The 24,342-nt window shown below is 32.8% G+C and carries 25 protein-coding genes, 1 tRNA gene and 1 pseudogene; 20 read left to right on the plus strand and 7 right to left on the minus strand.

Features of this window, described 5'->3' with window-relative positions; translation table 11 throughout:
• Positions 1–42: 42 nt before the first annotated feature.
• The 7 genes from JR050_RS06165 to JR050_RS06195 all read left to right on the plus strand — a co-directional run bounded on the left by JR050_RS06165 (position 43) and on the right by JR050_RS06195 (position 8,227).
• Positions 43–1,500, plus strand: a complete 1,458-nt coding sequence (locus JR050_RS06165; RefSeq protein WP_204202638.1) for a spore germination protein — start codon at positions 43–45, stop codon at positions 1,498–1,500.
• Positions 1,501–1,630: 130 nt separating this feature from the next.
• Entirely contained in the window at positions 1,631–1,843 is a 213-nt protein-coding gene (locus JR050_RS06170; protein ID WP_204202639.1) for a YqgQ family protein, read from the plus strand.
• A gap of 1 nt (position 1,844) precedes the next feature.
• Entirely contained in the window at positions 1,845–2,810 is a 966-nt protein-coding gene (locus JR050_RS06175; RefSeq protein ID WP_204202640.1) for an ROK family glucokinase, read from the plus strand.
• A gap of 464 nt (positions 2,811–3,274) precedes the next feature.
• Complete coding sequence (locus JR050_RS06180; RefSeq protein ID WP_204202641.1) at positions 3,275–5,173, plus strand: LTA synthase family protein; 1,899 nt, start codon at positions 3,275–3,277, stop codon at positions 5,171–5,173.
• 295 nt (positions 5,174–5,468) lie between these two features.
• Positions 5,469–6,662, plus strand: coding sequence for a M14 family metallopeptidase (locus JR050_RS06185; RefSeq protein ID WP_204202642.1), 1,194 nt, complete (start codon positions 5,469–5,471; stop codon positions 6,660–6,662).
• A 132-nt stretch (positions 6,663–6,794) separates the two neighbouring features.
• Positions 6,795–7,898: a YqgU-like beta propeller domain-containing protein gene (locus tag JR050_RS06190; RefSeq protein WP_204202643.1), complete on the plus strand. Its 1,104-nt coding sequence runs from the start codon at positions 6,795–6,797 to the stop codon at positions 7,896–7,898.
• Positions 7,899–7,912: 14 nt separating this feature from the next.
• Positions 7,913–8,227, plus strand: coding sequence for an MTH1187 family thiamine-binding protein (locus tag JR050_RS06195; RefSeq protein WP_204202644.1), 315 nt, complete (start codon positions 7,913–7,915; stop codon positions 8,225–8,227).
• A gap of 62 nt (positions 8,228–8,289) precedes the next feature.
• Here the strand turns inward: JR050_RS06195 and JR050_RS06200 are convergent, their stop codons facing one another.
• The gene (locus tag JR050_RS06200; RefSeq protein WP_204202645.1) at positions 8,290–8,463 is read right to left on the minus strand and encodes a DUF2759 domain-containing protein; all 174 of its coding nucleotides are present in this window, start codon (positions 8,461–8,463) and stop codon (positions 8,290–8,292) included.
• Between the two features lie 201 nt (positions 8,464–8,664).
• Entirely contained in the window at positions 8,665–9,129 is a 465-nt protein-coding gene (locus JR050_RS06205; protein ID WP_204202646.1) for a hypothetical protein, read from the minus strand.
• 87 nt (positions 9,130–9,216) lie between these two features.
• Here JR050_RS06205 and JR050_RS06210 point away from each other — a divergent pair, with 87 nt between their 5' ends.
• Both JR050_RS06210 and JR050_RS06215 read left to right on the plus strand, forming a co-directional pair.
• Entirely contained in the window at positions 9,217–9,852 is a 636-nt protein-coding gene (locus JR050_RS06210; protein ID WP_204202647.1) for an MBL fold metallo-hydrolase, read from the plus strand.
• Positions 9,853–9,858: 6 nt separating this feature from the next.
• Positions 9,859–10,974 (plus strand): class I SAM-dependent methyltransferase, encoded by a 1,116-nt coding sequence (locus JR050_RS06215; protein ID WP_204202648.1) that lies wholly within the window; start codon positions 9,859–9,861, stop codon positions 10,972–10,974.
• Between the two features lie 36 nt (positions 10,975–11,010).
• Here JR050_RS06215 and JR050_RS06220 read toward each other — a convergent pair whose 3' ends face one another.
• Positions 11,011–11,256 (minus strand): DUF2626 domain-containing protein, encoded by a 246-nt coding sequence (locus JR050_RS06220; protein WP_204202649.1) that lies wholly within the window; start codon positions 11,254–11,256, stop codon positions 11,011–11,013.
• Positions 11,257–11,543: 287 nt separating this feature from the next.
• On the opposite strand from JR050_RS06220, the gene JR050_RS06225 reads away from it, so the two are divergent.
• Entirely contained in the window at positions 11,544–11,921 is a 378-nt protein-coding gene (locus JR050_RS06225) for a Spx/MgsR family RNA polymerase-binding regulatory protein (protein WP_204202650.1), read from the plus strand.
• Positions 11,922–12,122: 201 nt separating this feature from the next.
• On the opposite strand, the gene JR050_RS06230 is transcribed toward JR050_RS06225, so the two are convergent.
• Positions 12,123–12,194, minus strand: a tRNA-Gln gene (locus JR050_RS06230).
• A gap of 135 nt (positions 12,195–12,329) precedes the next feature.
• Between JR050_RS06230 and JR050_RS06235 the strand changes: the two genes are divergently transcribed.
• The 8 genes and pseudogenes from JR050_RS06235 to JR050_RS06270 all read left to right on the plus strand — a co-directional run bounded on the left by JR050_RS06235 (position 12,330) and on the right by JR050_RS06270 (position 19,953).
• Positions 12,330–13,880, plus strand: a complete 1,551-nt coding sequence (locus JR050_RS06235; RefSeq protein WP_204202651.1) for a hypothetical protein — start codon at positions 12,330–12,332, stop codon at positions 13,878–13,880.
• Between the two features lie 170 nt (positions 13,881–14,050).
• Positions 14,051–14,809: pseudogene (gene comGA / locus JR050_RS06240) on the plus strand (competence type IV pilus ATPase ComGA); the annotation flags it as partial.
• Between the two features lie 337 nt (positions 14,810–15,146).
• Entirely contained in the window at positions 15,147–15,521 is a 375-nt protein-coding gene (locus JR050_RS06245; RefSeq protein ID WP_204202653.1) for a hypothetical protein, read from the plus strand.
• A gap of 187 nt (positions 15,522–15,708) precedes the next feature.
• The gene (locus JR050_RS06250; RefSeq protein WP_204202654.1) at positions 15,709–16,302 is read left to right on the plus strand and encodes a deaminase domain-containing protein; all 594 of its coding nucleotides are present in this window, start codon (positions 15,709–15,711) and stop codon (positions 16,300–16,302) included.
• Positions 16,303–16,313: 11 nt separating this feature from the next.
• Positions 16,314–16,724, plus strand: coding sequence for a hypothetical protein (locus JR050_RS06255; protein WP_204202655.1), 411 nt, complete (start codon positions 16,314–16,316; stop codon positions 16,722–16,724).
• A gap of 177 nt (positions 16,725–16,901) precedes the next feature.
• On the plus strand, positions 16,902–17,156 hold the full coding sequence (locus tag JR050_RS06260) for a hypothetical protein (protein WP_204202656.1): 255 nt from the start codon (positions 16,902–16,904) through the stop codon (positions 17,154–17,156).
• Positions 17,157–17,248: 92 nt separating this feature from the next.
• Positions 17,249–18,301, plus strand: a complete 1,053-nt coding sequence (locus JR050_RS06265; protein ID WP_204202657.1) for a nucleoid-associated protein — start codon at positions 17,249–17,251, stop codon at positions 18,299–18,301.
• A gap of 11 nt (positions 18,302–18,312) precedes the next feature.
• On the plus strand, positions 18,313–19,953 hold the full coding sequence (locus JR050_RS06270) for a hypothetical protein (RefSeq protein WP_204202658.1): 1,641 nt from the start codon (positions 18,313–18,315) through the stop codon (positions 19,951–19,953).
• A gap of 115 nt (positions 19,954–20,068) precedes the next feature.
• Here the strand turns inward: JR050_RS06270 and JR050_RS06275 are convergent, their stop codons facing one another.
• Positions 20,069–20,581 carry a hypothetical protein gene (locus tag JR050_RS06275; RefSeq protein WP_204202659.1) on the minus strand — a complete coding sequence of 171 codons (513 nt, stop codon included), beginning with the start codon at positions 20,579–20,581 and terminating at the stop codon, positions 20,069–20,071.
• 194 nt (positions 20,582–20,775) lie between these two features.
• Here JR050_RS06275 and JR050_RS06280 point away from each other — a divergent pair, with 194 nt between their 5' ends.
• Positions 20,776–21,234, plus strand: coding sequence for a hypothetical protein (locus JR050_RS06280; RefSeq protein WP_204202660.1), 459 nt, complete (start codon positions 20,776–20,778; stop codon positions 21,232–21,234).
• Between the two features lie 371 nt (positions 21,235–21,605).
• A complete protein-coding gene (locus tag JR050_RS06285; RefSeq protein ID WP_204202661.1) occupies positions 21,606–22,121 on the plus strand; it encodes a putative periplasmic lipoprotein in 516 nt (171 codons plus the stop codon).
• A 288-nt stretch (positions 22,122–22,409) separates the two neighbouring features.
• Here JR050_RS06285 and JR050_RS06290 read toward each other — a convergent pair whose 3' ends face one another.
• Positions 22,410–22,925: a hypothetical protein gene (locus tag JR050_RS06290; RefSeq protein ID WP_204202662.1), complete on the minus strand. Its 516-nt coding sequence runs from the start codon at positions 22,923–22,925 to the stop codon at positions 22,410–22,412.
• Positions 22,926–23,306: 381 nt separating this feature from the next.
• Positions 23,307–24,290 (minus strand): hypothetical protein, encoded by a 984-nt coding sequence (locus JR050_RS06295; RefSeq protein WP_204202663.1) that lies wholly within the window; start codon positions 24,288–24,290, stop codon positions 23,307–23,309.
• Positions 24,291–24,342: the final 52 nt, after the last annotated feature.

Consider the following 24,342-nt stretch of genomic DNA (forward strand, 5'->3'; position numbering starts at 1 on the left):
GAAGTTTACTTTTTTGTTTTGACATGAAGTGAGGGAAGGATAGTGGATAAGATTAAGAAACAAGTTTCAACAAATATACAGGAAAATATAGAGTATTTAGAGAGAGAGCTAGGAGTCAAAAAAAGCTTTGATGTCATTCATCTTGCTCAAGAATATGCGGGTAAGAAGATGTCATTCTTTTTAATAGATGGATTCGCCAAGGATGATATTCTCCATTATTTAATGAAATTACTTTCATCCCTTGATCCTTCTCAGCTCGAACCGGATCCGCTTGAAAAACTCTTAAAAACTCATATTCCTTATATCGAGCTTGATAAAGTTGAAGATTTAGATGCAGTAGTAGATACTGTCTTAGCTGGGCCAACTGCATTAATTGTGGAAGGGCTTCAATATGCTATCATCATTGATGCGAGAACCTATCCAGTAAGAGGACCTCAAGAACCTGATATTGAAAGGGTCGTTAGAGGAGCTAGAGATGGTTATGTTGAGACAATCGTTTTTAATACAGCATTAACGAGACGTCGTGTTAGAGATCGTACATTACGAATGGAATATATGCAGATTGGTAGAAGAAGTAAAACCGATATTTGTCTATGCTACATAGAAGATATTGCAGAGGAAAAGCAAGTTCAAGCAGTGAAGGATTCGATAAGTAAAATTGATACAGATGGATTACCTATGGGGGAAAAAACGATTGAGGAGTTCATATCGGGTAGACATTTTAACCCATACCCTGTTGTGCGTTACACAGAAAGACCAGATACAGCAGCTGCCCATTTGTATGAAGGTCACGTACTCATCATCGTAGACGGTAGTCCTAGTGTAATGATTACACCTTCTACATTTTGGCACCACTTGCAGCATGCTGAAGAATATCGAAATAAACCTGTAGTCGGTGCTTATCTTCGTTTAGTTCGATATTTAGCTGTGTTTGCTTCTATTTTTCTATTACCGTTATGGTACTTGTTTGCGGCAGAGCCTCAGTTATTACCTAGTGCGTTAGATTATATAGGTCCGAACAAGGAAGGGCAAATTCCACTCATTGCTCAGTTTCTAATGATTGAAGTCGGGCTGGATATGCTGCGCATGGCCGCCATCCATACTCCAAGTTCGTTGGCCACTGCACTAGGTTTAGTAGCTGCATTAATGATTGGACAAGTATCGGTTGAAGTCGGTTTGTTCTCGAATGAAGTCATTCTTTACTTTGCTATAGCTGCAATAGGAAGCTTTGCGACACCAAGCTATGAATTAAGCTTAGCAAACCGTTTAGTCCGGATTGTTTTACTCATTCTCACAGCCATTGGAGGGGTAGTGGGATTAGTCATTGGAGTAACATTATGGATTGTCATGTTAGCTCGGATGAGATCCTTTAACTTACCTTATTTATGGCCGTTTATTCCTTTCTCATTTAGAGGTATGAAAGAAGTATTACTTCGTTCACCAATTCCAATGAAAAGCAGAAGACCAACTGCTCTACATCCGAAAGATCCAGACCGTTAATAACTAGGTGATTGAAGAGTGTCAATTTTATGGCACTCTTTTTTTTGCTGTTGACCTTGACCAGGCTAGAAAATATCTATACTCTTATAATGGATTATTTCAATAGATAATATGTGTAGTAGGTGGGAAATTGAAGAATTTATACGATGTACAAAAACTTTTATTAAAATACGGTACAGTCATATACATAGGTGACAGATTATCGGATTTAGAATTGATGGAAGAAGAAATTAGAGAACTCTTCCATTCACATTTATTAGATGCACAAGATTTTAAAATGGCACAATTAATTGTGAGACAAGCGATGCAACTAGAAATAGAAAAAAGGAAAAGGAATGAGTAACATGGAACAAAAATGGTTCGTAGGAATTGATTTAGGTGGTACAACGATCAAAATGGCCTTTGTTACGACAGAAGGTGAAATACAGCATAAATGGGAAATTCCAACAGATATTAGTCAAAATGGGGAATTAATCACACCACATATCGCAAGTTCACTTAAGCAAAAACTTCAACAATTAGGTGTATCAAAAGATAAATTAATAGGTATTGGGATGGGGGCACCAGGACCTGTTGATATGGAAAACGGGATCATTTATGAAGCAATCAATTTAGGATGGAAAGACTATCCGCTGAAAGACAAGTTAGAAAAGGCAACTGGTTTAAAAGCAGTGATTGATAATGATGCGAATTTAGCTGCTATTGGTGAAATGTGGAAGGGTGCAGGAGAAGGAGCAAAAAACCTCATCGCAATAACTTTAGGTACAGGTGTTGGTGGTGGAATTATTGCAAATGGCGATATTATACATGGTGTAAATGGTGCAGCGGGAGAAATCGGTCATTATACCTCTATTCCTGAAGGTGGTTCACCGTGTAACTGTGGGAAAAGTGGCTGTCTAGAAACAATTGCCTCTGCAACTGGAATTGTTCGTCAAGCAATGGAACAGTTAAAAGAAACATCAAATTCTAGTTTAGATGGTTTAGTAAAGCAGAAAAATAAACTTACTGCAAAAGACGTATTAGATGCTGCAAGAGTTGGTGATAAATTAGCTTCTACTGTTATTGATCAAACTTGTTTCCATCTAGGACTAGCTGTAGCTAATTTATCTAATGGAGTAAATCCTGAGAAAATCGTTATAGGTGGAGGAGTGTCTAGAGCTGGTGATATTCTCCTACCTCGTGTGAAGGAATACTTCCAAAAGTATGCGTTCCCTCGTGTAGCAATGGGGGCAGATATTGCAATAGCTACATTAGGAAATGATGCAGGTGTTATTGGCGCTGCTTGGTTAGTAAAAACAAAGATAGGATAAAAGTTGTGTTTTTTTATTTTAATATAATAAAAATAAGGCCATTTCTAGGAAATGTGGCCTTTTTTTAATGTCCAAAATAACAATTTATAAATATTATGAAACTTTTTATAGTCTTCATTCGTCTTAATAGACGAGTCTAAAAAAATCAATAAGCACGTATTATTTTATTATAAAAATCTGATGTAAAATAATCATTGATTTTTTGTAAAAAAGACATTAAGATAGACTATGTTTACTCTATTAAAAAACCAATAAATGTAAAAAAAACCTTTATTTTCTGACAGATTACTAGAAAATGACACTTCTATCTTGGGGGACTTCTTCTCCATTGATTTAGAAGGTCTCACTGGCACTTATTTCAAACATAAACCTTTCTGATTCTCTTGCGTTTTGGAGTGGGAATATTAGCGCCAGTTGGAACATGTTAAATATAAACGATTGTTGATTGAAGGAGGTTCTTCATTATGAAAAAACCCACATGGTTTAAAATGTGGCCACTGTTTTTAACTATATTCATGCTTTGGATAAAAACATATATTGTCTATAAAACTAGCTTTGATATAAAAATTGAAAACTGGAAACAGGAGTTAATCCTGTTTATCAATCCTTTAAGTTTCTTATTGTTCTTCTTTGGTGTCACACTTAGTGTGAAGGAAAAGAGAAGAATTCCTTTAATGTATACACTTACCTTTATTGCAAGCTTTATTCTATTCGCCAACGTTGTATATTACCGTTTCTTCAATGATTTTTTAACTATCCCAGTATTGTTTCAAACAAGTAATATGGGTGATTTAGGAAACAGTATTACTGAATTAATTACATTCGGTGATCTTTTGATTTTTAGCGACTTGCTTATTCTTTGGATAGCTTTAAAGATTGCTAGAAGGAAAGAGGTTATTCCAACTGGGATAACGATTTTAAAAAGAGATAAAATGGCTTATATTTTATTAGCTGTTACGATTACAATTGTTAATTTAGGACTTGCAGAATCAGAACGTCCAGAATTATTAACAAGAACATTTGACCGTGAAATTTTAGTGAAGAATATTGGAACATATAATTTCCATATTTATGATGCAGTCTTACAATCTAAGTCTTCCGCTCAAAGAGCATTAGCAGATGGAAGTGAATTAATTGAAATCGAGAACTACCTAAAAGCAAATCATCGTAATCCGAGTGAAGAACTTTTTGGAGTGGCGACAGGAAAAAACGTAATTGTCGTTTCAATGGAATCACTACAAAACTTTGTAATTGGTGAAACGATTGATGGTCAAGAAATTACCCCATTTCTTAATGACTTTATCGGGGAAAGCTACTACTTTGATAACTTCTATCACCAAACAGGGCAAGGTAAAACATCAGATTCTGAATTTTTATTAGATAACTCATTATATCCATTAGGTAGAGGTGCAGTATTCTTTACTCACGGAACAAACGAATATAAATCAACACCCGAAATAATTAAAGAGCATGGCTATTACTCATCCGTACTACATGCCAACAATAAGAGCTTCTGGAATCGCGATATTATGTATCAATCTCTAGGCTATGATCATTTCTTCGAAGTGAATGATTACATTGTAAATGATGAAAACTCTGTTGGGTGGGGATTAAAGGATAAAGACTTCTTTCAACAATCTGTATCCCATTTAAAAGCATTACCTGAGCCGTACTATGCTAAATTCATTACCTTAACGAACCATTTTCCATTTGAACTTGGTGAAGAGGATAAAATGATTAATGAATATACGTCAAATAGTAGAACGTTAAATCGCTATTTTCCTACAGTTCGTTATATGGATGATGCGATAAAGGATTTTGTACAACGTCTCAAGGATGAAGGAATGTACGATAACTCGATCATCATTTTATATGGAGATCATTATGGGATTTCTGAAAATCACAATAAGGCAATGGCTCAGTTTTTAGGAAAAGACGAGATTACACCTTTTGATAGTGTTCAACTGCAGCGCGTACCATTAATTATTCATATCCCAGGACACGAAGGGAAAACAATCTCTACAACGTCTGCGCAAATTGACTTGAAGCCAACAATCCTTCACTTAATGGGAATTGATACGCACAATGATGTACATTTCGGTGCTGATTTATTTTCAAAAGATAAACTTCCATTCACTGTTCTTCGTGACGGTAGCTTCATCACGGACAAATATGTCTACACAAATAATGAGTGTTACGATAAGTCAACAGGTGAAGTAATTGATGGGAGTGCTTGTGAGCCTTATATGGATAAGGCAAAGCGAGAACTAGAGTACTCGGATAAAATTGTTTACGGAGATTTACTTCGTTTCTATAACGGCAATAACTTTCAAAATGATATAAAAGGTGTTAATAATCCATAAAGTCCTGAATTTTCAGGGCTTTTTTTCTGTTGGTTAAATATTGAGCAATAGTTGATTGGAATGGAAGGTGCAAGACATCAGGAGAGCGGCGGGACAAGTGAGAAACGACAGGCACAAGTTCGATGTACCTCACCTTACGTCACGTAAAAAGTAAACATCCTGTAGAAGAATTCCAATATGATTTAACAAATCATTCTTTAAAATGTTTTATTTACACAACGGACAACATATCTCGACTACTATTTCCACTTCTTCACTCATACATTAAATCAGTATGGTGTAAGGAGGGGAATACATGGAGGTAAGTGTTAGATTAGGTGATTCACTCTGGTATTACAGTCAATTGTTTGAGTTACCACTACCTTTAATCATGGACTCAAATCCAATTGAATTTCAGTCAAACTTACGGGTTGCGGAGACCGTTAATATTCCTGGGTATGAATTAGAATCATATGTAATTCAACAAGGAGATACGTTCTGGAAATTATCAAATGAATATAACATACCTATTGATGCAATAACATTAGTTAATCCTTCCTATAATCCTTTAAATTTACCGATAGGAGGAGAAATAGCTTTACCTAGACGGATTAAAACAAGGCTCGTAAACGGTAAAAAGGAATATCACTACGAACATCTTATTGAAGATCTTTGTAAGCTCAAGAAAACATATCCTTTTATTAAATTATTTAAGGTAGGAGAATCTGTTTTAGGTCAAGATTTGTATGAAATCAAAATAGGTAATGGGCCAAAGCGTGTACACATCAATGGTTCTTTCCATGCAAATGAATGGATAACAAGTGGGATAATCATGCATTTTCTAAATGATTATCTACATGCTTTAGCGACAAACACACCTCTTCGTGGTTTTTATATGTATCCGTTTTATCATGAAGTTACATTATCTATCGTACCTATGGTTAATCCCGATGGTGTTGATCTTGTGTTAAAGGGACCACCAGAGTCAGAACCTTATCGATCCAATGTTTTAACTATAAATAACGGGAGTTTAGATTTTTCAAACTGGAAAGCGAATATTCGTGGTGTAGATTTAAATAACCAATATCCTGCATATTGGGAAATTGAAAAGGAAAGAAAGGAACCGAAAGAGCCATCTCCAAGAGATTATCCTGGTGATTTGCCTTTATCTGAACCAGAGGCAATTGCAATGGCAGGGTTGACGGAAAGAAGTGACTTTTCAAGAATACTAGCTTTTCATACTCAGGGTAAAGAAATGTACTGGGGATACATGAATTTAGAACCGCCAGAGGCAGCACGTATCGCAAGTGAGTTTGAACGAGTAAGCGGTTATAAAGCAATTCAAGTTATTGATAGTCATGCTGGATTTAGAGATTGGTATATTTATAAGTGGAAACGACCAGGTTTTACAATCGAGCTAGGAGAAGGCGTTAATCCATTACCATTATCACAATTTGAAGAGATATATGATAATAGCTTAGGAATCTTCCTTGCTAGTCTATATATGTAAAAAGCAGTCATTTTAGTGGCTGCTTTTTTGAAACCTTTTTATTGTTAACAGTTAAATATTTGCAAAATTAGTGAAACTTTTTTGTAGTTTAAATCGTATTAATTATATAGTCATTTTTATGAGGTGAATTCTTTGGATCGAATTGCGATGCTATTTGTACTGGTTAGTGTTCTCCTGTGTGGCTGCAGTTCTTTCCAAGCTGAAGGAATGAAGCCTGCTAGTAGTAGAGAAAGTTTTTTGGCTAATAAGATGCAACCTGATGTGGTAAATGAACGGAATAATCTCATTGTTCCAATACAAAGTGAAAGTGTCAAATTTCAGTCGGTTGTAGATTGGTATAATTATGATCATTTGCTATATATTGTAAATGATGAGTTAGGGGCAAAAGTATTTAAACATCATATTTATACTGGAAATCATGAGTTATTCTTCGAAATAACTGATCCTATTATTACTCTTCAGAGTAGCCCATCTAATGATCATTTTCTCATCCATACTTCTAATTCTAGTAATGAAGCGAAATTGATTATTGTAGATGACAAGGGGGAAGTTTTGCTTGATTGGGAAGTTGAATCAGCAGAACTACAATATGTTTGGAATCCCTTTGATGAAAATAAGATTTTTATTACAAGTTTTTTAGAGGATTGGACTTTTAAAAATTATATTCTTAATATGGAACAGAAGAAGGTTGACGAAAATAACCTTCCACATCCATTCATTCAATGGATGAGTTCAACAACTATTGCCTATTTAAAGTGGGAAGATGCATTTACCGAAGCCCCATTATTTTTAGCAAACATTAACGGAGATGAAGAGGAAAAACTTGGTGAACAAATCTTTGCTTTTCATTCGTACAAGGACATATTCCTTACCATTTCCGCTAAGAATGAATCAATCAACTTTCAGTTTTCTAAATCTTCAACAATGGAGAAGCTTCATGAATTTACGTTACCTGTTATTAATACATATTCTGATAACTGGTGGATTCCGAACTATGATTATGATCCAATCAAAAAGAAATTTTATTATTTCAAACCAATTACAGAAAATAATGAAGTGCAGTCATTAGATTTAATTTCTTTCTCAATTGAAACAGGTGAAGAAGAGACAATCCTTCCAAATATGGAAGACCAGCCTATTAAAATTTCAAGTGATGGAGAAAAGTTGTTACTTGGATATCAATATAATACAATAATTGAGTTGAAGTCTAAAAATACAAGTACACTTATTAACTAATTTGAGGTGATTTTGTGGCAATCGTTGATGTAACAGTAATACCAATCGGAACAGAAACCCCAAGTGTTAGCCAATACGTTGCAGAAATTCAAGGTATCTTAAAGGATTACGAAGAACAAGGAAAAATTTCTTATCAATTAACTCCAATGAACACACTCATTGAAGGAGAATTATCGGTGTTATTTGAAGTCATTGAAGCTATTCATGAATCTCCATTTCAAAATGGAATTCAAAGGGTAGCCACAAATATTCGAATTGATGACAGACGAGATAAAAAAGTAAAAATGAATGACAAACTAGAAAGTGTCAAGAAGAGACTAAACGAATAGATAATAAAAAAACAGGTTAGAGGCAAAGGTGCCAAGCTAACCTGTTTTTTATTTTATTACTATTAGTGTGCTGTTGGAAATCCGTGATGGATTAACGTCATGATTGTAAACCAACCAAAAACAACAAGCGTACCTACAGCAAAAACTACTGCAAGAATATTTTTTTCACGAAGGGAACGAATTGTTCCAAATAAAGCTAGTAACGTAACGAGTGCAAAAATGATAATTAGACCCATGATATAATACCCCCTTCTATTAGTTTTTACATGAGAGGTTAATACTTATCCTTTATCACAATATGTTAGTGATGTTGACCTCTAGCATATGTACCTTCAACCATTGGATTTTCCCTGTCCTTGTTATTTTTTCATATACATGAACCATTATACAGATAAACAGGAAATTACCATAACAATCTTATTTTAATCGTTTTCTATTTATTTGTCGAGTTCAAAAAAGGCAATAGAGACTTCATAGGCATTTGCTATTTTCTCAATTAATGCTTGATGGTGGACGTCTACAAAATAAGTGGTATGTTCTTGTGCAATCAAATGTTCATCAAATTGTAACAAAGCCATCTTTATATTATCTTCGGTACCTCCAATTATTTGAAACGATTTTACCATAGAATTTAATAAATACGCCTTCCCTGTATTTGTTTTTAAACCATAATCCTCGAAGGTGTCCCAATATTTTCCTTCAGATAGACCAATTATTGTATGTGTCATCTCAATTATCGAATATATACTAAGCTCTTCCTCAATATAGTGGACATCCTTTAGTGATGAAAAGATATAAAACGTTGAATAGTGTTCAACAAATGACGGAACAACCTCTAAAAAAGGCTCAACGATGTCATGATGATCTTTGTTCGTTAATTCAATTGCATAAAATGTATCCATCTCTAACCCCTTTAGTTTTTTAGAATGAGATATTCTGTTATTCTAGTGTAGAATACAAGTAGTTGAATTGTAAATGGAGGTTTTTTTATGAAGTGGAGAAGGATGCCGCTTGGTCCAATAGGCACGAATGCATACATTATTTCAAATGATATCAAGGAATGTTTAATCATTGATCCAGGTGCAGAGGCACAGAAAATTTTTGCTTATGTAAATGAGCATAGAATGCAGCCTTTAGCTATATTACTGACTCATGCTCACTATGATCATATTGGAGCTGTGGATGAGGTGAGAGAAAAATATACTATTCCTGTATATATACATAAAAAAGAAAAAAACTGGCTGCTTGATCCAGCGTTGAACTTATCGTTTCGAGTACCATATTTAGAACCACTTCGATTAAAAGAAGCTGAAGAGATTATTACTGGTGATGGTGAACTTTCAATTGGTGGTTTCCATTTTACAGTATTTGAAACTCCAGGTCATTCTCCCGGAAGTGTCTCATTCTATTTCAAAGAGCATGATGTTATTTTTTCAGGAGATGCTTTATTTGAGGGAAGTATTGGCAGAACAGACCTTCCTGGTGGAAATACCGATCAGTTACTAAGAAGTATACATGATAAACTTTTAACGCTGCCTGAAGAAACGTTAGTACTATCCGGACATGGGTTGGAAACGACGATTCAACAAGAGATGGATACAAATCCTTTCTTAAACGGGTATTGATAATAAATGGCAATGGAATATATTAAACAAGCTATACAAAAAGAGAAATCGAACTCTATATCATACTCTAGGTTTATGGAGTTAGCCTTATATCATCCAGTGCAGGGCTATTACATGAAAGATAACATTAAAATCGGAAAGTCTGGTGACTTTTATACAAGTAGTTCTGTATCCTCCGTTTTTGCTGAGATACTAGCAGATGTGTTTATTCGACTAATGGAAACTGGAGCAGTTAAGCCGAATGTTGTAGAATTCGGTTCTGGAAATGGAACGTTCGCCAAACAGGTTCTTCAATCATGGTATAAAAAGTCACCCGACACTTATATTCAAGGAAGTTACTATATCGTTGAAACAAGTCCACATCATAAACAGTTAATTCAAAAAGCAGTAGGCTCATTTCATAAAGTAACGATGATAGGAAGTTTAGAAGAACTAAAGCAGTTGCTGCCTAATTTTGATGGAATCGTATTTTCGAACGAGTTTTTTGATGCATTCCCTGTAGATATTATCCAAAAGAAAAACGGTAGGCTGTATGAAGTTAGAGTTACAGAGGGAAAGGTAAACGAGCTTGAAGAGTTGTTAGTTCCTCTTGAAAACGAGAGTATTAAGAAGTTCTTGATGGAATATCAAATTGAGGTAAATGAGGGATATCGCTATGAGATACCACTTTCAATGTGTTCTTTTATTCGAGAACTTGGTGATTGGGTCACAGAGGGAATGGTATTCACAATAGACTATGGGTACAAAGATGAGGAATGGCTACTTCCTTTTCATAAGGATGGAAGTTTGCGTGGTTATTATAAGCACCAGCTTATTCGTAATCCACTCGAAAATGTAGGGTCAATGGATTTAACAACTCATATTCATTTGGATAAGCTTGTTAAAGCGGGTAGTACATCAGGGCTTGAACATTATGCTACTTATAGGCAAGATGAATATCTATTGAAGACCGGAATACTTAGCTACCTGGAAGAACATCATGACACGAATCCTTTCTCGGATAAAAGTAAAAAAAACAGAGCAATCCGGTCGTTGGTGATGCAAGGTGGAATGAGCAGTAGTTTTCATGTTGTAATCCAAACGAAGAATATAAAAAAAGAGGATATAGAGAATGTAACGTAAAAAAAAGCGATGGGAAGCTCCCATCGCTTTTACTTTTTAGTGGCCACCTGTTCCTAACGGCATCATGAATGTAGTCCAGTACGTAAAACCTACAAAGAATATCGTTAAGTAAGCACCGAAAATATAAATATACATACGTTCAGAAAGGTTTAAGTAGCCTAATAGCACAAAAAATACTGTCTGTCCGAGAAATAGTAATGAGGTTGTATACATATCTCCTAAGAAGAACATAACTGAGAAAATACCAGTCCAAAACCCCATAACACGGTACATACGATCCATATGTATCCCTCCTTTTTGCCCTAGTCCATCACTTTTACTATTATAATGTACGTTTCTTGTGATGTAAATATTAGAAAAAAATACTTTATGACTTATTTTTGAAGATTATAGATTAAATATCAAAATAGGTTTAAAAACTGTAAATTCGGCTAATTAGGTAAGTAGATAAAGAAGTTGAAAATAATTATATACAAAAGTTATACAAAACATATACAATATAGAAAAAGATGTTATTTTGTTCGAACTTCGCGAAATTCATCACGAAAAACAGAACGGAGGCAAAAACAATGGAAAATTTACTTTTTTATACGTATCCAAGCTGTACCTCTTGCCGTAAAACAAAAGCATGGTTAAAAGCTCATAACGTGACATTCCAAGAGCGTCATTTATTCAGAGAAACCCCAACACTCGATGAGCTAAAACAAATTCTTTCTTTAACAACAGAGGGTATTGATGAAATTCTTGCGACGAGAAGCCAATCGTTTAAAAAGTTAAATATAGATGTAAATGAATTAACCGTCTCAGAAATTTTAACGCTATTAAATGAGCAGCCTAAATTACTAAGAAGGCCAATTATTACTGATGGTAATCGCCTTGTAGTGGGGTACAATAAATCAGCTTTACAAAACATGACAAAAAAATCAATTAAAACATCTGTTTCATAAAAGTAAAGGCTCTTCTTGTAAACATTTTACTGTAACGTCATCACTATTTCGAGAGGATGCCCCGAATTCTTATGTGTTTCTAATCTTGTTCGAAACAACATCAATCCATATAAAAGTCAAAGTAAAAGAGCAGCCATGGGTTATATTGTTAATATAACCATGTGACTGCTCTTTTATTTAAAGGAACTAACTAAAATTTAGCTGGGCTAGCTGGATTTGAACCAACGCATGTCGCAGTCAAAGTGCGATGCCTTACCGCTTGGCTATAGCCCAATGATAGTTTGTTACGACATTTAATATGTGCAAAGGTTGTACAAATTATTCAATAAAAATGAAGAAACCTCATTTATTTTACCAAAATTTGATATATAGTAGAAGAAAGAACCAAATATTTGAGGTGGAATAGTTTTGAAAAAACGTTTATTTAATAAATCAATATTTTTAAGTGTTACTTTTCTTAGTTTTTTATTAATCGTACCGTTATTTATACAAAATGTGATAGAAGAAAAAAACTTAAATACAGCTGGATGGAGCAGAAGTGTTGATATTGGCGAGGCAGCAATAAATAAATCGACCTTTCAGAGAATTAATAATGATTCTATCGATATATACTTATCAGATAGTAAATCGTCTATTAAGAAAGTGGAGATTGATCCACTAACTTTAAACGTGATCAATGAAAAAAAAATTAAAGTACCTAGCAATCCGTATTATACATATTGGGTGTCTGCTGACGATGAAAATATCATATATTTTTCAGGTGAGAACTTATATCGATTTGGTTCTGGAAAAAATGAAATAATTGCTGAGAAGGTTGACGAGCTTACTGTAAATAATGACACGATTATCTTTCGAAGTGGTGAAGTTGTATATACCTTGAATCCTACAGATTTTTCTAAGACCAAAGTCTTGAGTGATGACAATATTTTAAAGATTATCGTGGACCCGTATAGTCCCTCATTTATTTCATTACATCAATATGGTGAGATTGGCGGGGTGGAGTTTAACTATCATAAATGGAATGGACATAAGTATGATTCAACTTCAGTTTATGTAAAAGATTCATTTACTCAGCCTGTTACAAATATTGACTTCAAAGAATGGGATAAAAACTTATTGTTAATTTATGAAACAACGGCAATTAGTGGAGGTGCAAAAGATACCTCACATCATTACTTAGAACTACCGTTAAATATGACAAATCATGAACCTGTCGAAACAAAACTAAAAATATATGACGAGAATAATATAGAAATAAGCTCAGTTCTAGAGATTCAATTGCAAAATTCTAAAAAAGAGGCTAGTGTGATATTCAGAGGTAATGGAGAGTTGAAAAAATCAGTGCAAAATCGAAATCTCTATCTCGCTTCATTGAATAACGGAAAATGGAGCGCCGCTCGCATAAGTACAAATTATGACCCAGTTGTAGAACCTTTACTTACAGGTGATGACTATTTAACATGGTTGATACACGATGGGACTAATTATAAGTTAGTGGCTGCGAATACGTCACCACAAGTAATAATAGATAGTAAAAGTAGTACGATTGAGGATTGGATAAGGGCATTAGAAGATACTTTATTCGGTTTAACGAGTGCATTAGTAATGTTATTATTCTTTATTTTATTAGTTATACCAGCTATTATCGTCATCTTTTTAGCTAAATTTTTCGATGTGAAAAAAACAAAACTTGCTGAAATCACGGCAAATGTATTATTTGCATTGTGTTCATATGCATTATTGAATAAGCTTATGAATGAAAAGTTTCTTTTAATCGCACCAGAGTATATATCTTTTCAAGGATCAATATGGGTTATCTTAGTAGCAGTGATAGGTGTCTCCTACATCTTGACAAATTTGACGAAAAATCAGGATTGGGAATTTGAAATGAATGTGATTTATTTTGTTGGAGTCAGTATCTGGGCATTTTCGTTGTTGATTGGTCCGTATATTATTTAATTTGTCGTGAGAGGTATTTTTGCCTCTCCTTTTTCTATATAAAGATATATGACCCTCACCTAATCTAAACTGCTGAAAAAAATCTAAAAAATTTTTATAAATTGATAGAAGGATTTTTTATGATGACATCGAAATATCTTATTTGAATAATTATGAAAGAAGGTGATACCTTGAGCATGGTAGAAGAGCATGCTGAGAAGTTAGTTCAAGATGCGTACGAAAGAAGAGCGTCAGATATTCATTTTATCCCCCGGAAAGATGACGGCCACATTAAGTTACGGATCGGAAATGATTTAGTAGAAAAAGAGAAGGTCCCTAAAGAATTATTCACCAAACTTATCAATCACTTTAAATTTCTTGCTTCGATGGATATCGGAGAAAAGAGAAGACCACAAACAGGCTCTTTGGTTTTAACAGTTAAGGAAAAGCTCCTTAATCTTCGTCTATCAACCTTACCCACTCCTCATGAAGAAAGTTTAGTCATTCGCGTGCTTCCACAAGAAGAATCATTTCCACTGTCAGAGTTATCTCTATTTCCAAACTCAACAAAAACGTTATTGTCATTTATGATGCACTCTCATGGATTAATCATTTTTACCGGGCCGACCGGGTCAGGTAAAACAACCACAATGTATTCCTTGCTTCAAGCCTCCAATCAACAATTAAGCCGAAATGTTATCACATTAGAAGATCCAATTGAAAAGCATTCTGATGAACTTTTACAAGTTCAAGTTAATGAAAAAGCAGGAATTACCTACAGCACAGGATTAAAGGCAATTCTAAGACATGATCCAGACATTATTTTGGTTGGGGAGATTCGTGATGAAGAAACCGCCCAAATTGCAATCAAAGCTGCGATGACAGGACATTTAGTATTAAGTACGATGCACACAAAAGATGCAAAGGGAGCTATTTACAGACTGTTAGAATGTAATCGTTCACGAAGCATGAGATAAATTCAAAACCTATAAGACAGATTCAAAAGCTATGAGATAATGTTGGATTCGATTACTGATTTAATAGGTATTAGAATTCACTAACATGAGACAAATGTATTTGTAATCTTACAAAGCTTTTTCATATCACATTCTAATTTTTTTAAGCTGCATCTTTGTTTCATAGACCTTGAAACAAAAGGTGTAAATACTCACTGATGATGAGATAGGATAACATGATTCTAATGCTAAAACTCTTACATAATAGTTCCCCAATATATATAAAAATTATAATAATACCCTTATGACAAATTTAATAGGAGAGAAAATTATGATAGTACAAAGTGAAATAGAAACAATGCAAAAAGCCTACGGAGAACTGTATGAAGTAGAAAACTTGTTGAGGTTATACATAAAGGAGAAAATGCAACTAACCTACGGTGTTCATTGGTTTTATGTAGCTCCTAGAAAGGAATATAAACGTCCTCCCAAAAAAGAATTTGAAAAATTACTATTCCACGAATATGAACAAGTTTACCTTAGAGCATATCCCGAAGCTTTTAAAGACCTCAATTCGACATTCATTTATCAACTCCACTCCCTTTACCCACTCAGAAATACAATAGCTCATAATCATTATTTAGATAGGGAAGAACTTTCTGATTTATTACTTTTAAGTAGTAAACTCAAAGATGTGCTTAAATAATAAAATAAATGTATTAGTATTCGAAAAAGAGAATTATAATTGATATGAATTTAAAAAGATATGATGGCTTAATTTATATATTAAAGAACACGCAAAATTAACTTGTGCGTATTAAATGTGTTAAAGAATAAATAAAGATTAAGAAAAAAATACCACAATAAAAAAGAAAAAGTCGGTAGGTCGTAAAATGATGAAAAACATAATAAATTCAATTTTATCAAAAAATTTAACTGCCAAAGACCTTAAATATATCGAATTAATAATCAAGGCAGATATCCTAAATACAATAAATAAAAAACATAAGAAAAACGACATAAGGATAATAACACATTTGAATACCAGTGGTAATTTTGGATGTGCGATAATGGATTTTAATGGAGAAAAACAGTTATTTATTGCTCACAGTAAAGTTCAAAAAGAAAAGGATTGGGAACTAGTAAATGCAATGTTCTCGGAACCATACTTAAAAGGTGCCATTCGCTGCTATCGGGCGGAAGAGCTAAATCAAAGATATACGACTGAATGGCTAGATGATAATCTCGATAAAGACACATTAACTGCCTATGATCGAAACAGGGACACTGAATCTAAAATTTTAGAAGAGGTTGCATCTTATTTAGATAATCAAGGATATAATGAAAGTAAAGATGAAATTAGTTTATATCTATACACTGTTAAAGAACCCTGTCCAAGTTGTTCAAAGGTTATTAATACATTCAAAAGTGATTTTAGAGAGATAAATTTAGAGGTTTATTATCAAAATAATTTAATAAAAAAATAGGTGGTGAAATAATGAATACAAATGAGTATGATCGGGATTATATAGAAATCATTGAAATGGTACCTATTTTAATGGATGACTTTCTATCTGGTGGAGAAACTGTTGCGGAGGCTTCAGGAATGACATTAGTTGAATTAGAGGATTTATTTATAAAAGCAATGCCCTTAAAAATAATTGCTTATATTGAGTTATTAAACTATCCAAAGTTAAGAGGTAATGCAGAATTAACAACATATTATTTAAATAGGATAATTAATGAGATTGGATCATTTGATTTTTATAATAATTTAAATGAAGAAAATCGTAAAAGGTTTGGAAAAAGTCTTTTGGATTTATTAACCATGCCTCAAAAAAAAATAAAAATGAATGAACGAGCTATGGTAAACTTTGCACCTATGATTAATGAATCGCTTATTACATAAGCGATTTTTTTTGACAATTGTAAAATCAATATGATTCCCTTTGTAGTATTAGGTCCCAAATAGGATGAGAGTAATTTTATTTTCTACAAGAGTTCTTAATTAAAGAGATTAGACTGTATACATATTAAAAGGGGAATTACTGTCCTTAGACATTAAAACAAGAATAGGGTGAAAGAAATGACAGAAAGAAAAGTGCAAGCTACACTAACCATTTCATGCGATATAGTAATAGATGACACAATTAAGAAAAACATTGAGGAATCTTATTCAAGATCATTGAATGATAAGGAGATAGCTAATAAATTGTTATATGCTTTCTTAAATCCTAAAATCGACTTGTTTAATGAACCAGACCTAGTTGATGGACAATGGGACATGGTGTGTGAGTTTAAAGGGAGATTCAGTGATTTTAGCCTTGACATTGAAGAGTGAAAACTCAATTTACTAAAATTAGTTTTCTAAGTAAAATTCCCTAATTTTGTGTTATGCTGAAGCATATATAAATATTAAAGGGGAATAATGACTTGACTCAAATCGCTATAAAAAAATTGATTGCTCATGATATTGACTTAGATCAAAAAGCACCGACTCCAGCAACAAATGTTATTGACTTGACAACAACATCTCAAGAAGTACTTAACTTCTTTTCAGATCATGTGAAAACAGCTCATACAACTAAACAAATAAAAGTATGTCGTTTTTCATATGAAAATGCTCAAGTTCTTTTAGACTCAATAGATATAGCTAAAGATATCAATGACGATGATATGTTTGTATCTGCAACAGCTGATATGACGCATAGATTATTTAACATTATGAAAAGTTCTTCTACTAAAAGTTCAGGTGCAATGATTTATCTAGTATACGAAGATTTATCAGATTCTTCCCTTCATTTGGGGATTATGAAAATGGATCCGAATAAAGGAATTCAATACAACAAATCCACTAATTCATTTATCGTCCAATCAAATATGCTACCGAATGCAAAAGACCGTCTTCATAAGACTGCTTTTATCAAGTTAAAAGAAGATTTATGGGGTGAGGATGTTCATTTATTTGTGCTGGATAAGCAGCAAACCAATGAAACAGTATCGAAGTTCTTTTTAATCTCATTCTTAGAAGCAGAAGTAAAAATAAATGATACTCTTGTTACGGAATTGGTAGAGAAAAAATTAGTGGAGATGGCAAGAACTCAGAAAATCACCCAAACTCCTCTTGATTTGTTGGACTTTAGTACGAAAGTAGATCGGATGTTAACAAGTCACAAAGAAATTGACCTTGATTACGAATTGGACAGCCTATTAAAGTCATACATTTCTAGTGATGGAGATAGAGAGTCGAAGATAGAAGAAATTAAACTTGCTTTAAAAGAAGAGAACGAAGAGGTCTATTTCGAATTTAAAGCAACTAAAAAGCCGTCATATGCAGTATATTCAGACGTTCAAAATCAAATAAATTTTAAATTTCCATTGGCTCTAAAAGGGAAGAAGGTTTTTATTAAAACAGAAGAAGTAGATGGACAAACAGTGACGACAATTAGGCTTGAAGGAACAGATTTAGTCGAAAAATTTAAGTAATGGAGAATAGTATGAAACATTTAGTTGTCACATTTCAAAACTTAGTAACTGATTTAGACCAGGTGTCAAGTCGATTGGAATGGACTGAATCACTTCACCTTGTCTCTGTAACATATAGAGACAAGGTAGGATCATTTATTCATGTAATAAAAAATCCAACATACTTAGCTGAAATTAACAACACCCATATAAGTGTAGAAGTAAAAATTGGTACAAATATACTCTATGATCAGCAATTTATTGATAAGTATGAAATGAAGATACTTGAGGACGATCAGGTAGCTGAAGTTACCATTAGCTTCAACAAAGAAATTAGCTTACAGCTACATTCAAATGTAACGTTATTCTTTAACATAGACTCATTTCTCTCAGAGTGGAGTTTCAATAATTTAAGTATGGTTACATTCTTTAAGAATATAGATAAAGAAAAACAGGTATTCATTTACTTGCCTACTGACGAGAAAATAGAGAATCCCTTTTTGAAAGTAATCCCTTTTAAGGATTACAATGGATTTGAACCGAATGCCTTAGAACAAAATCAAAAGGATTTAATTGATGATAGTATAAAAATAAGGGAGGAACATACACGTATATCGACAAGTATGCCTGTTCCTTATTATTTTTATTTTGAATCAAGCAAATTAAAATTCCCTGAAAACCTTTACTTATCTTTTCAGCAAAGTCTATTTTTCTTATCATTACTCCATATAAGTAACAAATATGAAAATGAAGTTTTTATTGTTAGGGGTCAAAAAAGTGTGGAGTATAATTGGCAAAAAGATTTTAAACCGAACTTTGCAGATATTTTATATAGTATTTTCAATTTCTGTTATGGTAAGGAACAGGCACAAGATAAACTGGAAATCGGTAGGAATATACTAACTACTTATCATCTTGATGAATCAATAGATAAATTAGACGCTCAGTTAGATAAAATTGAGAAAACAATTAATCGACATTTCTCACTTTATGTGAATGATAAAATAAAGAAGTTTTTAGATGAATCAAAAAAGGCAATAGATGAAGCTCATAAATATGCAAAAGAAACCAGAGAAGCCGCAGATAAGGTAGTCTCTAATATTAACACTTCGATCATTGGATTAATTACAGCTGTTTTCTCAGGTATTGTTATTATGGCTAGAGGAAACAAGTGGTTTTTAATCGTAGCACTCTTACTACATATGTTTTATTTTGGATTAACATATTTTCTTAACCGTTATTTCGCTAAAAAGAAGCAAAAAGAAATTCTTGATGTGTATGACCAATCTATTGGATATATATCCAATGTCACTGAAGAAGAAAAGGTAGAAATAAAACAAATGTATATTGATTCTGCTTCAGAGAGTATCGATAACAATTTGAAAATCTATAAATGGCTCTCAAATTCATTGGTTGTCTTAATGCTATTGCTAAGTATTGTTGTTTTCTTTTTTATGCCTAATTTGGATAGTGCTAAAAAACAATCAGAGCAACAAAATATAAAACAAGAACAGATAAATAAAGGTACTTCACCGAGTAATAATGAAGACAAAGTTCAAAATACCTCAGAAAAATCGAAACAGTCACAGGACCAAGCTGAAAAAAATAACTCTAAGGTGAATCCCACTAATAGTAATACAGACTCGAACAAAAACTTGGATAATAAAAAGTAGGTCTATAATATGTTGTTTAACATTATAATCTACTACAACTAAAAACCAGAAAGGAATCATTCATTACTAATGATTCCTTTCTGGTTTTATATATTACTTGTAAACCGTCGACTATTTATTTCAAAATGGAATTGTATAGTGATCCCTTCCTCTTAGACCATTCGTAAATATAGTTTTTTAATTCCTCGACTCTTTGATCAGCATTAATCTTTCCATTTCTCTTACCAACTAATGAATCCATTTTTAAAAACTCATGTATTAAATTTTCAGAATCGGGATACTCATAGCTATCGTTATATCCTGGATTAAGCCAATGCAAGTAAATAAAGTAATTGTTCTTTTGAAAATATCTTAGGGTGTTTAATGCATCTTTCTTAAATTGTATAGAACATAAAACGATTTCTGGAAGGTAGTCAACTTGTATTATCTCTTCTACTGTTTTTCCCCGTTCTTGTGGAGAACCATTGATTAAAAATACGTCAGTGAACTCTCCATTAGGACCTACTTCTAATTTTCTTTCTGACCTTTGAGCTGTTCTTATATTCTTATCGTTAAAAAGTTTCTTCCATGTTTCCGACTTCCCAGAATTTCGATGACCAATTACTGCAATAAGTAATTTTTTTGTCATAGTTTTACCTCCATTATCTTACTGTTATGGTTAACATATTCTAAAAGAAGGTAAATAGAACTATTCTTTATATCAAGAATAATACTTGTACTGATCAAAGCCAGATAGTTTATTTTATGTGGGTACTATTCTAGAGTACATACTTTTTTACTTTTATTGGGAAAATAGTTTCATGTTTGAAAGGAGGATTTTTAATGAGAAATTTCACTTCGGCATTTACTCTTGCTGTATTACTAATATCAGCACCACATTTCACAAAGGCAAATTCAATGAAAGAACCCGTTGTACTTGAATCTGGTGAATGGACACTGACACTTGGTAATCCTGAAGTAACAGAGGAGGAACATTTGGCAAAAGGGAATAAAAATGCAGTTGTTTACTCATTAGGAATTACTAATAAATCTGGACAAAAATATAATGTGAGAGTCCATACATTTAGAAAGGAACAAGGGAAGTCCTATGATTTCGGAATGTCTTTACATGAGACTGAAGGAATAGATATGGGTACCGCTTCGGAACAAGGGAATGAAATTAAACATGTAAATTTCCCTGTGGGTAAAAAGACAAAAGAATTTGAAGTATTAATTACATGGCAGGATAAAGAAGAATTCGGCAGGTTCTATAAACAGGAATTTATTGTTCCAGTAAAATAATAACATTATTTATGGTTGTATATGAGATGTTGTGGAATTGAGGCAACTCTTTCTTTAAATAAATGGGAGTTTTTAGTATAAGAACAGAAGTTGTTGTTCAACTCCCTCCTTAATTGAAGTTAACAAGCAGGTAGTTTAGCTGAGTAGGAAGGATATATTGTTATTAATATTAGAAAAGTATTGAGAACGTCAAAGATGACGTTCTTTTTTATTGGCTGTTTTCGTAATGATTGTTGCTTTTTATTTATCCTGAAAGATTGTAGTATAAAAGAATAACAATTTATAATAGGAGATTTAAAAATCAAATTTTAAAGAAAGTTATGAAACCTTTTGATTTTATATCCGTAAAGTTATATAGGAGAGGTGATGTTTTGAAAAAGTTTTACGTACCGTTTATGTTAATCTTTATCTTGTTTGGTTGCTCAACCAAGACTACGGAACCAAGTAACACAGAAGGTTTATCATTAGAAAACCAAATCACCAATGTTATGTCAGAAAATAATTTAAGCAATAAAGAAATTATTGATTATGATATTAAGGATAACTTCATCTACGTAATTTTCGAAAATAGACAAGGAGATAACAGTTATCCAGATTTAGCTATTCTAAAGAATAACAATGGAAAATTAGTATGGGAAGCAGGTCCAGACGACCGAACTCAGTCAATAAGTGATGCTATGGTCTTTGGAAGGGATGAAGGTTCTACTGTAACATTACTTTTACCAAACCAAGAGAACATAAAAAGCATTAAAGTCTTAGGGGAATATGCAAAAGCTGTAACTTACGTTGAGGAAGTTACTGATGATTTTTATATGAAACATATGTATTGGATTGCATATACGAATGAAGAACCAACACACGAGGATATTGAAATCATAATGGAATAAATGATTAACGCTTGGGTATAAACCCAAACGTTTTTTTATGCACTTCTAAACATCTCGACAGTAGCATAATTTGACTTATGGTCAGCTTGAAATAAAAGTTACTTCACTCGCTCCTTGTGAGCCAACTCGTTTCGATTTTGTGCGACTCCACCACGTTTACGAACTTCTCGGTAATCTTCGATTAGTAATTTACTACATCTCCATCAGTATTCAATATTTTAATATCATATGTATCAATACTTGATACTGAATCTAATTCATTAGATTGTAAGATTTCAATAACTTCTTTCACAACCATCTTAGCTGCCTTAGTTGCTTCTTACCTGAATCTTTTATTGATGTTTGGATGGAAATAGTCTTTTGTGGATACTCGGTATGTATATCTCCAACACCTTCGTATTCTTTAAGTCCTTCCATTAAAGTTGATGTTAATAGTGAAAGTTCCTTGTTAATTTCTTCACTATTTTGCGAAGATAAATCTATTCCTTCAACAACAATATTATAATCTTTTATTGAGGATGAGTTAATAATTCTTGTTGTGGTTGTCTTTATATCATTTTTCACGGTGTTAATATAATCTGCATTCCCATTTATTTGTATCACTAACTCATTCTTATGTGTTGTTTTTACAAACACACCCTCATATTTGTCATCTAACCTATCAGTCAAAGATTCCAATAAAGATAAATCCTTCCCTATCTTCGAATCATTAGCTTTTTTGGCTTCAAAAGGATTAGTTAAGATGCTAAATGATAATGTTCCTACTACTATAATTCCAACAATGATTATAATCACTTTTTTCATAAGATCCCTCCTGATATGAGGGTATGTACTATTTTCTAAATAATGTCATAAAAGTCTTTACTGATTAGAAGAAAATAGACATTTGATCATAAAATGGACTTTCCCTTTTATAGGGATGTTATTAATGTGAAATTCGAAATTAGTCTGGATTAAGTTTTAATAAATATATGTTATATTGTGACAAACTCATCTTCTTATCAAACCTGAATACTAGTATGATTTTTCGACTTAATCTGGTTATAAAAAAGTATATATGATAGGCAAATAACGAGTGGGAAATTCAATTGTTTTCCTGCAACTAACAACTCGATTTTAAACATATGGGTTAGGAAAATTAACAGATGGTTCATAACTAAGCTAAGTGAGAAGGTATATATAAAGTTATTCATATTTTATCTCACCTCCTTTTAGCTCCTCGTCTAAGGACTGAAGTACAATAGGAAGAGCCATATGCAATGTTTCTTTGTCACCGATGTTCTCACTCAAACTAAGTAACTGGTTCAAAAATTTAACCAACAGTCGGTTCACTAGCAAGAGAATAATTAGGAATTTTAATAAATTTGGATCAACTAGAGGATTGCCCAGTCCAGCATTTTTAAACATTAATATAAAAGGAGTAATAAACTTGTCAATAAAAACTGAATTGACTTGATTTTCCTTAAAGTATTCGATATACCAGCCTATAAACTTAAATACTCTTTGAACTTCTGATAATTCTTCTTTGGTAATTCTATTAATTTGATAACCCCAGTTACTGACATCCATCCATTCTTGTGTAGAGTCTTTATTTGTTATTGATCCAGGTGATGTGTATCCTAACTGATCCAAAAAAATTTTGCTGGTCTCTTCATCTAGTTGTCCATTTGAAAAAATTTCATTAATCACATTTAGGACTGTAAATAATTTTTCCTGTTCTTGTCTCCTCAATTTCATTTTTCTTTCTAACTCTTTTTTACTTGGTCTTCCAGAATTCAGAACTGGAAGATTTTTCTCGGCTACTTCTCCGACAACCCATTCTTTTTTACTATTATCTTCAATCACTTCTAATAAATGATTAAAATTTACAATCATATCTTCTACATAATCAACCAATGATAACTTTAGTTTTTTAATATCTACTAAATACCCTTTTGAAAATAGGAACTGGATAAGATCTTTATCGTATATTCCATTACTTTTTAAATTCGTTATCTCTAATATTACGTCTAATGAATTTAAAGGATAGCACGCTTTAACACCTTTTCCTTTTCCTTCACTGCTTCTTTCAGAGGATAATAGTCCGTTTTGTACATATCTTCTAAATTGGCTATCTGTTAAATGAATATTATTCTTTTCCGCCTCAATAAATATTTCTTCCCTTTTCATAAAGTCACACTCCTTATAATCCAATTCTAAGTGAGATTAATAGATGAAAACA

This window comes from Bacillus suaedaesalsae (assembly GCF_016890225.1).
Classification (GTDB): Bacteria; Bacillota; Bacilli; order Bacillales; family SA4; genus Bacillus_BS; species Bacillus_BS suaedaesalsae.